Below are 11,714 nucleotides of genomic sequence, written 5' to 3' on the forward strand. Positions count from 1 at the left end.
CGATGGTCAGGGCTCCGGACTTCGACAGTCCTGACACGCCGGACACGGGCCTTCCGGGCCCAGCCGCCCGCGTGGTCGCGATCAGGACCCCTCCGCCAGGCCGCCGCTCCTCCGCCGACGAGGAGACCGTCAAGCGGCTTGGGGGAAGTCCGGTGGGGCGCCCGCGGAGCGCTCAGCGCCTCACGGCCGGTGCGATGCGGGAGTGAATACGGAAACGCCCCACCGCCTTCTCCCGGCTGGGCCGGAGGTCGACGGCCACCGGACCGGCGAAGACATATCCCCGCTCAGCCGCGTGCCGGCGCAGTTGCACGGACAGCTGACGTCGCAACTGCCGCTCCTCGGCGGTGAGTTGCTCATGCACGGCGGGTGGCAGCTCGATGACGAACGCATTGGGCACCAGGACCCGCTCGCGGTCGAGGATCAGGGCCGTGTCGTCGCACCGTCGGCGGAGTATGGCCACGACCTCCGCCTGTCTGTGCCGGGGAGGCCACAACCGGGCCCACAAGACGGCGCCCCATCGCTCCATGACACGTTCAACATCCCTGAAGATTCCCATCGTTGACCGCTGCCCCCGCCCACCGGAGCCACACGGGCCCATACGGGTGGTGTCCACCGGTCGCCTTATCCGTCAACTCCCCATCACCGCCGGGGCATTGATCCGGCCCTGCGGATACGGCAGCGGTCGTACCTCGCCGTGGCCGGGTCACGCGTACGCGGCAACGGCCCGATGTCGCGTTCCCGGTACGGCCATGGCGGCCGACGATATCGGTGACCGGCACCGATCCCCCGGCGGAAGAAGCCGCACATGACCGAGACCAGCGATTGGCGGGCCCGGCTCCTGCACACACACGCATCGGGGGCGACGGTCCTGATCCGCCTCTACGTCGGGGCCGTCTTTCTCTCCGAGGGCATCCAGAAATTTCTCTACCCCGACGACCTGGGCACCGGCCGCTTCGACAAGGCGGGCATTCCCGCACCCGGATTCTTCGCGCCGCTGGACGGGGTCTTCGAGATCGGCTGCGGTGTGCTGATCCTGGCCGGACTGCTGACCCGGCTCGCCGCCGTGCCCATGGTGGTCAACATGATCGGCGCTCTGGCCATCACCAAACTGCCGATCCTGTGGGGCGACGCCCCGCTGTTCGAGGGCGAGTCGGGCTGGTGGGACTTCGCCCACGAGTCCCGTACCGACCTGGCCCAGCTGTGCGGAAGCCTCTTCCTGCTCGCCGTCGGCGCCGGCGCCCACTCCCTGGATGCCCGCCTGGCCCGGCACGCCACCACATGAGGCGCGAAATTCCTCACGAGTCATCAATGAATTACTTGCGCCCCACGTCCATGCACGCGTTTCCTTTCGCGTCCTGAGGCGCCTTTGCGGAAATACATTTATGGCCTGCTCGGCCGGTTCCCGATTTCCGGCTCTTCGGCATACTCACTAACCAATGCCCGGCCGCCGGAAGGGGGCGACTGCGCACCCGCGGTCTGCCGGCGAGGGGAGCACCGATGGAGCACGGCAGGGACAAGTTGCCGGCCTGGACCCAGGCCGAGTGGGACACGCTGGACAGGACAGTGCACGAGGAGATGGGACTGACCAAGGTCTACCCCCGGCTCCTCACCATGTACGGGCCGCTGAACGACCCCTGGGCCACCACCGTCGCGGCGGAGATCATCGACCGGGAGTCGATGTCGATCCCCGAGGAGGACAAGACCAATATCGCCGAGGTGCAGGTCAGATTTGCTCTCTCACAGTCCCAAGTGGCCGAGGGAAACGGCCTGTCGACGGCGCTGACGCTGGTCACCCGGGCGGCCAACCTGCTGGCGCTCGGTCTCGACACCCTGGTGTGGGACGGGGCGGAGCGGCTGCCCGCGGGGGTGCAGATCATTCGCGGCAAGACAGCCGGTGCCGGACTCGTCGCCGCGGCCCAGCACACCATCAAGGTGTTCCCGACCGAGCTGGATCCGGCCACCAAGCAACCGCGGTACGGCGAGGCGACCTTCGCCGCCGTCGCGGAGGCCACCGCGCTCCTTGAGGCCGCGGGGCATGCCCGGCCTTTCGGCATGGTCCTCGACCACCGTGTCTTCGCCGACGCGTTCCGGCCCCTGCGCACCAGCCTGGTCACACCGGCCGACCGCATCACCCCGCTGGTCACCCGGGGCTTCTGCCCCACCGCACGTGTGCCGGAGATGACCGGCCTCGTGCTCTCCTCGCGGGCCAGCACCGTGGACTTCGTCGCGGGCCTCGCGGCGGTGACCGGATATCTGCAGGCCAACGCCGACGGCACCCACCTGTTCCGCGTCTTCGAGCGTTTCGCCGTACGGCTGAAGGACCCCTCCGCGCTGGTTCGGCTCGAGTTCCAGACCGAGCCGGAGGATGACCGTTGAGGGCAGAACACGACGGCCTGTGCGTGGAGTACGACGGTCCGGGCCCCGGGCCCGACGGCGCCCTCGTCCTGACGGCCGCCGTCTCCCCGCCGGATGCCGCCAACCAGGTCGAGGTGCGCTACCGGGCGGGCGAGGGCGAGTTGCGCACGGTCAGGGCCCGCTGGCTGCGCAACGGCCCGGGGGGCCTTGCCCAGTACTTCCGTGCGGTCCTGACCGGACTTCGGCCCGGCGACACCGTGCGCTACACGGTCGTCTGCCGGTGCGCGGGCCGGCAGGTCCCGGCGGAAGAGGACGCGGCACGCCTCGACGGGACGCACCGCATACCGGGCGGCGCCGCACCGCCACCGGCCGCGCCCGCCGGGGCCTCCTCCCCCGGCACCGCGGTCCCCGGCACCGCTCCCGCCAGCACGTCCGAGGGGCGCTGCGGGCACACGCTCCCGGTCTCCGCCGCTCTGCGGCAGTTCGACTTCGGGCAGTTCGTGCTCCTCTACCACCAGGTACGGGCCGGGGGGCGGATGCGGTCGGTGCCCGTCGTCCTCACCCTCGAGGACACCATCGAGGTCCCCGCCGGGCGCGATCTCATCGGACACCTCGGCGGCGTACCGCTGGAGATGCTCCTCAACGGCAACTATCCCGGCCATCCGGCCGTCATCGCCAAGGCCAGGACCCGCCAGGTCGTCTTCGACACCTTCGACGCGATCCGCAAGGCGGTCGAGAGCGGTGTCCTGACCGCCGCCGGCGCGCAGTACGCGGCCGCCCTCCAACCCGACCGCGTCGAGCGGCTGTTCACCGGGCAGGAGGTGACGCTCCTTGCCCGGAAACTCACGGAGGACGGCAGCCCCGGCGCCCCTGAGACGGTCACGCTCCGTGCCGAGATCCAGAAGGTCGCGCTGCCGGAGGCCGCGTTGGACCGCGCCATCGCCGAACGGACCTGGCAGGGCGCTGAACTGATGGAGGATCAGGTAGCTGCCCTGGTCCGCGGCGAGCCGACCGTGATCGCCGACGGTGCGCAGCGCCTCGTACAGCTGATGCCGGACCGGGCCGCGGCGGTGCCCGCCACCAACCGGTTCACCGTCACCGACATCGCCGCCTTCCTCGGCCACCAGCTGGTGCCGGGCACGGGCGGCACCGCCGTTCCGGTCGAGCTGTCCCGTGAGGCCGTCACCCTGCTGCGCAGCGGCCGTCCGGTGCAGGCCGTGGCGGGCGGCGAGCGTGTCGAACTGCAGCCCTCGGCGGGGGCGGATTCCGCTGCCGCCGGTGGCAGCGCGGCCAACGGCGGCGCACCGAACGGCTTCATTGAAGGAGGCGTCCGCACCCTGGCGTCGATGCGCCACGACAGTCAGGGCACCAGTGCGGGGAAGACGGGTGGCGCCAAGTCCGGCGGACAGTCCGGCGGCGAGAAGAAGCCCCAGGGCGTGGAGTCCGGCGGCCAGTCCGGCGCCACCACCATCGGCCCCGCCACCGGCACGGCCGACGCCGTCACCACCGGCTCGTCCCCGCCGCCCGGCGGCACCCCGCTGCCCGGTGCACAGCAGGAGACGGCCGCCGACGACGATCCGACGGCGCCGCCCAAGCCGCAGGCGCTGAGCGTCGCGGTCTATCTGCCCTGGCGGCAGAGCTGGTCGCTCGACGGCCTCACCAAGGGCAGCCTCCTGTCCACCATCGCGCTCGCGCCCGGCGAGGAGACCCTGCTCAACGTGTCGAGCTGGGAGCACCGTTCCAAGGCTCTCGAACAGTCCACCGAGACCGAGACGGAGCAGCAGTTCGACTACACCTCCACCACCCGGGACACCGACGACGTCTTCTCCGAGACGGTCAGCAAGAACGACTTCCAGGCCCAGGTCGGCGCCAATCTGGACGCCTCGTACAGCACCGGTGTCGCCTCGATCTCGGTCGGCGTCAACGGCAGCCTGACCAGTGCCAGCAGCCTGCAGGAGACCGTGCGGACCACCAACCAGCATCTGCAGGAGGCCACTTACAAGGCGTCGACACGCGTCCGCAGCCGCCGGGTCACGCGGATCACCGAGACCCGCGAACAGGGCAGCACCAGCCAGGTCACCAGGACGATCCGCAATCCCAACGAGTGCCGCACCCTCACGCTCGACTTCCACGAGGTGCTCGCGCACTACACCATCAGGACGGCCTTCCGCGCCGACCGTGTCCGCATGGTCGTCCTCGTGCCCAACCCCGTGACGGTACGGGCCTTCAGTCCGCTGTTCATCCGCAAGAACGAGACCGCCCTGCGCCAGGCGCTGCTCGACCCGGCGCTCGCCCCCGGCTTCGAGGCGCTGCGGCTGCTGACGAGTTACAAGTTCGCGTACGACGAACTCGTCAAGCAGGCCACCGAGCAGGCCAAGAACGCGGAGTTGGAGCGGGAGCGCAAGCCGCCCCTCCAGGTGCCGCCACCCGAGCCCGCCAGTGCGGAGAAGCAGGCGCTGCTCGACGCACTCGCCTCGGTCGCGCAGGCCGCCGACGCTCTCGCCAAGGGGCGGATGGATCCCGCGCTCAAGAGGATCGGCGCGCACAAAAGCGTCGACCCGGCTGTCCGGCAGAGCGGCCAGCGCTGGCTCTACTGGAAGCTGCTCCAGCGCAAGCTGCCGCCCGGCCTCATCTCCGCCCTGACCGGTATCGCGGGAAAGCCGGCCTCGGTCCTGACCGTCGACGACGCCCGTGCCGTCCAGGACGGCATGCCGCAGACGGGCAGTTCCGCGGCGAGCCTGACGAGTCTGGGCGAGCTGAGCGACCAGGAGAAGGAGGACGCGGGGCTCGCCGCTCTGATCAAGTCGCAGCCGGGCTACGGCCCCTTCGACTGGGGCACCTTCTGGTACCCCCGCGTCAAGGACGGCCGGCTCTACGACGTCGACGACGCCGGCCTTGCCGTGCGCGCCGACCGGCTGCGTGAGGCGTTTCTGCGCTGGGAGGGCAAAGCGGCCGCGGGAGGGGGTCAGCTGGAGGCGCAACAGGCGCTCAAGGACGCCGAGTTGAAACAGGACGAGGCCACCGTCGCCGACAAGCTGGAGATGAAGTACGGCCTGGAGAACGTCTGCGACGGGCGCGAGCGCGCCGAGACGCTGCAGGCCCACCTGGAGGACCATCGCGACTACTACCGCTATGTGCTCTTCCAGGCGCTGCCCCCGTCCGAGCAGCTCGCGCTCCTGATGCAGGCGGCGCCGCAGCTGAGCGTGGGCATGTTCGAGCCGCATGTGGTGGCGATGAACGGCGGTGATCTGGCGGTGCCGCTCACGCCGCTCGGCGAGTCCACGCTCGCCCGGCTCGTCGGGGACATCAGGCGCAGCCTCGGCGAGGCCGGTGAGCAGGCGGCCGACGCGGCGAGCCGGATGCCGCCCGACACCGTCATCCTGCCGACCCCCGGGGTCACGGTGGAGACCTCGCTCGGTGACTGCACCGGCTGCGACGAACACACCGAGCAGATGCGCGCGGCCGAACTGGAGGCCGCCCTGGCGCGGGCCCGCCTGCTGCGTCTGGAGGGCGATCTGCGGCAGGCCAGACTGTGCGCGGATCCCCCGGATCTGACGCCGCTCTATCCGCACTTCCCCGGCCATGCCGACGGCCGTACGGCTGCCCCGGCGGAGGACCTCCATGGCTGACGCGGAACCCACGGGCGGGGCCGCGCCCGAGCGCGGGGAGGTCCCCGTACGGCAGCAGGTCGTCGCGCCCCGCCGGGACCGCCGCACCGCCCCGTCCCGCCTCCCGCCCGCCCGGCCCACAGGCTTCGGGGTGCGGGTCCAGTACGAGAAGGGCCGCTACCGCCGCACCGGGGTCGAGGCGCTCGGGCGGCCGGACGTCCCCGGACAGCCCGGCTTTCTGCTCACCATGGACCAGACCGCCCAACAGACCGTTCTGGAGGCGCACTACCAAGTGGGCGGCTGGCCGGCGCTGCTCGACATCTCCAACACCGCGCTTCGCCCACGGCCCGAAGTCGCCGCGGGCCGGGAACTCACCGCGGCCGATATCGCCATGGACCAGGTGCGCGGTGTCTGGATCGGGCGGATGCGGGACCTCGACCATGCCGTCCAGGGCTGGCTGCGGCGTATCGAGGACGAGGCGCGCGCCATCGTGCGGCGCCGGATCGCGCTGAGCGAGACCCAGATACGGATCGAGGCGGAGCGCCATCTGCTCGGCGTGAGCGACAAGGCGTTCGGCCGCGAGACCCTGCGGCTGCCCCGGCCCGCCCTGTTCAAGCCGGGCGCCGAAGAGGCCGTACGCCAGGAGCTGCGCCTGCTGCGGCCGGCCGAGAGAGCGGTGGAGAAGGCCGCGGCCGAAGCGGAGCTCGCCCATCAGCTGAAGTACGCGACCGACGACACCCTCCTGGCGATGGCGGCCGCCGAGGCGCCCGACAACCCCCAGTGGCGGGCGGCCCGCATCCACTACACCCGCACCGTCATGGCCGCCGGGCGCAGATCACCGGTCCTGTACTGGGTGCGCGGCCTGTCCCCGGACGCGGGCGCCCGTACGCTCGCCGACCGGCTGCGCGAGGAACTGGAAACGGCCTGGAACGCCGGGCGCCGGGTGAACCATCGGATCGAGGCGTCCCCGGCCAGGGCCCGCTCGCCACTGCCGGGCGGGGCGCCGGCCGGGCATCCGGCGGAGCAGCGCATCGGACAGTTCTTCGGCGACCCGGAACAGGCCGGGCCCTGGCGCTACCCGGCGGTCATCGAGCAGGCCAGGGCCGAGGTGCTCGGCTGGGCCGAACCGGCGCTGCAGTGCAGAGCGGTCAAGGAGGCGTACCGCTACAGCCGGCAGCACGAGCTGACCAAGGCGCTGCTCTTCGCCGCCACCATGCTGCTGCTCACCAGCGCCGTCGGCTTCGCGGGCGGCGCCGCCGCCGTCACTCTGGACTTCGTCACCTCGGCGTGCGGGCTCGCCGACGAACTGTCCTCGCACGAGCGGGCCGACGACGACTACCGCGCGGTGCTCGACCGCACCCAGCTGCTCTCCGTCCCGCCGAACGCCTGGGGCGTCGTCGGGCAGTTCCTCGGCCTGGCCGCGTCGGTCGTCCCGGGCGCGGGCGGGCTCCTGCTCGGGGCCGCCGGTCTCGGCACGGGCCTCGTGTCCGGCGAGGCCGACCCGCTGACCGCAGGCTCCGCGGAGGCCGCCGCCGAGAGCCCGGGGCCCTGACGGTGGCGGGCAAGGCGTCGGCCGGTCTGTGGGAGAGCGCGGGCCTGGCGCTGGTCAAAGCGATGTACGGCGGGGGCTCGCACCTTCTGCTCGCGCTCGGCCCGAGCCGGAGCGTGTGGCGGGCCTTCCTGCACGACGCCGACGTCATGCGCGGCCTGAACAGGTTCATGGACGCCAAGACCGGCGCGCTGGTCAGGTCCGACTCGCTCCTGGGCGTGGCGGAGGAGGCCGCGGCGGAACTGCGCACCGCGGTGCACGCCGCGGGCGCTGCGCCCAAGGCGGTGGCCGGCGCCATGGAGGCCATCGAGACCGACCTGCGTGCCGTCAAACGGGCCGTCGGCAAGGAGTCCCTGCCTGCGCCGACCCGCAACCGCGGATGGGAACGGATCTACGCCAAGGGCCGCGCCAACCCCGAACTGGGCAAGGCGCTCAACGCGTTCGAAGAGGCCGTACGGTCAGGAACCGCGGACGATCTGGTGGCCGCGCGCAAGCGGCTGCTGCTGCACGGCGGGCTCAACTCCGACGACCGCAGGCGTATCGCGGCACTGGCGAACCGGTTGCTGCGCGTCTCGGCCAAGGCGGACACCGGGGCGCTCCTGAACGAAGTGCTGCAGCGGATCGCGAAGCTGCCGAAGAAGTCGGCGCTTGCCACGGAGAGTGCGGCGTTCATGGAAGCGTGCGCGACCACGGCAGGCCGCTGGGAGCAGGCCCTCACCCAGATCCACCGGCTCGCGACGGGAGCGAGCAAGGCGGAGTGGGCCGATCTCGACCACGCCGTCAAGGGAATCCTCGGCGAGGTCCTCGCGCAGGCCACGCACGGCTTCCTCAAGATGCGACAGCTCGCGCTGCACGAAGCCGAAATGCTGGCCGTGCGCATGAACGTGGTGTCACGCCTTGCCGGGGAGAAAGTCGGCTGGGCCGTCAAAGAGAGCCACGTCCTGCGTGCGCCGGGCGTCAAGGGCTCGGGCTCCGGGCTCTTCGTCGACCACGGCATCTTCGTGGTGAGCATCGGCAAGGGCGCGGGCGCCGAGGCCGCGCTGCCGATGATGCTCACCCAGGTCAAGGGGGGCGACCGGGCATCGGCCGAGGCCGCCGTGCAGATGTACACCGACCTGCTGCGCGGCGAGGCGGGCCGGATCAACATCGACAACGTCGAGCACCATCTGGTGTTCCGCTCGGAGGCGCTGCCGGGCCAGCTCTTCGTCGGCACGATCCTGCCGCACTCACCGCCGTCCGGGCCGATCCCGGCACAGGTCGTCGTGGACTTCCTGCCGCTGTCGTCCGCGGCGATGGACGAGCTGACCGCCCTGGTCATGGACGTGGTGTGGAAGGCCCTGCACCCCAAGTGAGGCGGGCCGGGCGAGCGCCTCGCCCCTGGCGTCGTCCGGCCGAAGAGGGGTACTGCTTCTGTCGGACGGCTTCACGGCCCATACTGGTCGGGCCCCGATCACCCACAGAACGAATACATGACTAAGAAGCGCACCTCCTCGACCCCCGTACCCGACACCGCGTGGCTGGGGCGCGGGCGCCACCTCGGGCCCGAGCCCGAGCAGGACGTCCGGCGCAACCTGATCGCCCTCAAGGCGGCCGGGGTGCTCGACGGGTTCCTGGACCTCGACCCCGTCGAGGCGGCCCGCTCCACCGTGCTGCACCCCCGGGACGAGTCCGCCGATCCCGGTCCGTCGGCCCGCCGCCTCTTCGAGGCCCGCTGGCGGGTGGCCGACGACGTCACGGTGCGCGCACAGCTGACCACGTACGACCCCGAGTCCCGCCGCAAGGAAGGCGAGGGCGTCACCTGGGTCGTCGCCGCCGAGGCGGAACGGGCCTGGGACGCGCGCTGGCCCTCCCCCGCCACCATGTTCTGGCCCGACAGCGACCGGGTCCCCTGGGACCACGACACGGCGGCGGACGTGCGCCTTCGGACCACGAACCAGCTGCCGAAGGACGACGACGAGCTGCGTCACCGGCTGCGGGACTGCACCCGGAACAGCTGGCACCTCCACATCGTGGTGCACGAGGCGATGACCCCCGACGCGAAGGGGCAGCAGCCGGTCTCGGACTTTCTGCCGCCGAGCCTGCGCCACCGCGTGATCGAGCACCGGGCCACACCGGAACAGGCGCAGATCGCCGACTTCGCGCTGAAGCGGGAGATGAAGCTGCGGCTGCCGCGCGGAGGCGCCGTCGTCCTGCCCACCGCTCCGCCGCAGCAGGGCTACGAGGCGGAACGTTTCACGGTGCGCAGTGTCTTCCTCGACGGCTCGGAGCCGACCGAACTCCTCGACAGGATCCAGGAGTTGGACGTCCTGCCCAGGACGCTGCCGGCCGACGCCGAGCAGGCCCTGACACGGCTGCGCCAGGGCTGGCACCTGCTCACCCCGGACGAAGAGCTGGCCCACGCCCAGGACATGGTCGCCAAGTACGCCGAGGCGCTCGACGCCATGACCAACTCCCGTGACCTGTACCGGGAGGCGGCCGAGGAGGCACAGGCCGCGCTGGCCGAGGCGACCCGCGGCAACGGCACACCCCAGCTGCCCGCGTCGGGGGCGACCAAGGGGACCGGCTCGCCCTTGAACGCCCTCACCAAGGCCTTCGGCCGCTTCCGGGATCCGAACAGCTGACGCACCGGGAGTCCAGCTGAGCGCTCAGCGTTCAGCGCCGCGGGCCCTCGCGGCAGGTGCGCGCCGTCGCCATGACCGCGTCCAGCGCCTCACGGGTGCGGACGAGGTCGGTGATGTGCTCGGAGAGCCGCTCGCGCTCCTGGGCCATCCGTTCCAGTGCGGCGTCGGCGCTCTCCGCGCCGGGCGCGTCCACGCAGGGCAGCAGATCGGCGATCGTACGGCTGGACAGTCCCGCGGCGTACAGCCGCTGGATCAGGACGACCCGCGCGATGTCGTCGTCCGCGAAGTGCCGCTGACCGCTGGGGCTGCGGGTGCTCACCAGCAGCTTCTGCTCCTCGTAGTAGCGCAGGGACCGGACACTGACTCCGGCCCGCGCCGCGAGCGCTCCGATACGCACCCGGCCACCCCTCCCCGGCTCTGTGACTTCAAGGCCTGCGCCACAACGGCCTTGCCCTGCCCCTCACATCAGTGTCAGGTGTCAGCGTAGCCGCCGTGCCGGGGTCTGGAGACGTGGTCCACTTGACCTGCCTGGCGCATCAGCACCCTGCCCGACTCCATGGACATGCCGCCCACCCCCGTCAGGAAGGGGGCGAACGGCATGCCGGCCGGGTCCGGTGGGGCCCGGGTCGGAGGCGGCTGAGCGGCATCAGGGAAGTCCGGGGCTTCCCGCGGAGCCCTTAGTCGCGTGTACGGGACTTCAGCGGGGTCGCGGAAGCCTTCAGGCCGCTCTTGTTGATGACGAACTGCGAGCCGGGCTCGACGAGGATGTCGCCGTCGCGGGAGTCGCTGATCGTGACGTTGGTGAGCGTCGCGCTGCCGCGTGCTCCGCCCATGGCGAGGATGCCGGAGCCGTTGTTGGACTTGGAGATCTTCACGTTCGTGATCTTCACGTCCGGCATGGCACCGCCGCCGGTCTTGAACTGGATGCCGTCGTACGTCGAGTCATGGATGTCGGTGTCGCTGATCGTGACACCTGGGATGTTCTGACCCTGCGCGAACAGCGTGATGGCGCCGAACTCCTGGTCCTCGTTCCAGAACGCCCCACCCGTGCGGTACAGACCGTTGTTGGCGATCACCGTCTGCCCGGAGAACGGCAGCGGGTCGTGGTCGGTGGCGAGCATGATGCCGGGGTAGTTCATGGTGTCGGAGATCAGGTTGTTCTCGATCGAGTTGCCGTAACCGCCGTACACCGCAACGCCGTTGGCGCGCCAGGGCAGCTGGATCGTGTTGTCACGGAACGTGTTGTCGTGGCCGATGTCCGTCGCGGGATCCTTGACGTACTTATTGGCCCACACGGCGAGCGCGTCGTCCCCGGTGTTACGGAACGAGGAGTTCAGTACGCTCGAATTGCGGGTGCCGTTGGAGAAGTTGACGCCGTCCGCATAGGTGTTGCGGATGCGCATGCCGCTGAACTCCAGGCCGTCGCCCGGCCCCCAGAGCTCCGGGATGTTGCTGTAGTCGCGGCCGACCCAGGCGCCGACGTTGGCGTGCTCGATCCAGACGTTCTTGATCTTGGTGTTCTTGCCGAAGCGGCCGTTGAGGCCGACGCCGCCCTCCTGGTTGCCGTCGCCGCCGCGGATG

Annotated in this window: 9 protein-coding genes; 6 read left to right on the forward strand and 3 right to left on the reverse strand. The window is 71.1% G+C overall.

Annotated elements, in window-relative coordinates; all coding sequences use genetic code 11:
- Positions 1-172: 172 nt before the first annotated feature.
- Positions 173-598, reverse strand: a complete 426-nt coding sequence (locus tag ACFQVC_RS23975; RefSeq protein ID WP_381833961.1) for an FhaA domain-containing protein — start codon at positions 596-598, stop codon at positions 173-175.
- 207 nt (positions 599-805) lie between these two features.
- Between ACFQVC_RS23975 and ACFQVC_RS23980 the strand changes: the two genes are divergently transcribed.
- From ACFQVC_RS23980 to ACFQVC_RS24005, 6 genes are all read left to right on the forward strand, one after another.
- Positions 806-1,282 (forward strand): DoxX family protein, encoded by a 477-nt coding sequence (locus ACFQVC_RS23980; protein WP_381833893.1) that lies wholly within the window; start codon positions 806-808, stop codon positions 1,280-1,282.
- A 215-nt stretch (positions 1,283-1,497) separates the two neighbouring features.
- Positions 1,498-2,376, forward strand: a complete 879-nt coding sequence (locus ACFQVC_RS23985) for an encapsulin (protein WP_381833896.1) — start codon at positions 1,498-1,500, stop codon at positions 2,374-2,376.
- Entirely contained in the window at positions 2,373-5,984 is a 3,612-nt protein-coding gene (locus tag ACFQVC_RS23990; RefSeq protein ID WP_381833899.1) for a hypothetical protein, read from the forward strand. Before ACFQVC_RS23985 ends, ACFQVC_RS23990 begins: the two co-directional genes overlap by 4 nt.
- Positions 5,977-7,515: a hypothetical protein gene (locus ACFQVC_RS23995; protein WP_381833902.1), complete on the forward strand. Its 1,539-nt coding sequence runs from the start codon at positions 5,977-5,979 to the stop codon at positions 7,513-7,515. Before ACFQVC_RS23990 ends, ACFQVC_RS23995 begins: the two co-directional genes overlap by 8 nt.
- A 2-nt stretch (positions 7,516-7,517) precedes the next feature.
- On the forward strand, positions 7,518-8,864 hold the full coding sequence (locus tag ACFQVC_RS24000) for a hypothetical protein (RefSeq protein ID WP_381833905.1): 1,347 nt from the start codon (positions 7,518-7,520) through the stop codon (positions 8,862-8,864).
- A 117-nt stretch (positions 8,865-8,981) separates the two neighbouring features.
- On the forward strand, positions 8,982-10,133 hold the full coding sequence (locus ACFQVC_RS24005; protein ID WP_381833908.1) for a hypothetical protein: 1,152 nt from the start codon (positions 8,982-8,984) through the stop codon (positions 10,131-10,133).
- Positions 10,134-10,164: 31 nt separating this feature from the next.
- On the opposite strand, the gene ACFQVC_RS24010 is transcribed toward ACFQVC_RS24005, so the two are convergent.
- Together ACFQVC_RS24010 and ACFQVC_RS24015 are read right to left on the reverse strand one after the other, a co-directional pair.
- Positions 10,165-10,530 carry a MerR family transcriptional regulator gene (locus ACFQVC_RS24010; protein WP_381833911.1) on the reverse strand — a complete coding sequence of 122 codons (366 nt, stop codon included), beginning with the start codon at positions 10,528-10,530 and terminating at the stop codon, positions 10,165-10,167.
- 280 nt (positions 10,531-10,810) lie between these two features.
- On the reverse strand, positions 10,811-11,714 hold a 904-nt coding region (locus ACFQVC_RS24015; RefSeq protein WP_381833913.1), incomplete at its 5' end, for a right-handed parallel beta-helix repeat-containing protein.

Source organism: Streptomyces monticola, assembly GCF_042665355.1.
GTDB classification, from domain to species: Bacteria; Actinomycetota; Actinomycetes; order Streptomycetales; family Streptomycetaceae; genus Streptomyces; species Streptomyces monticola.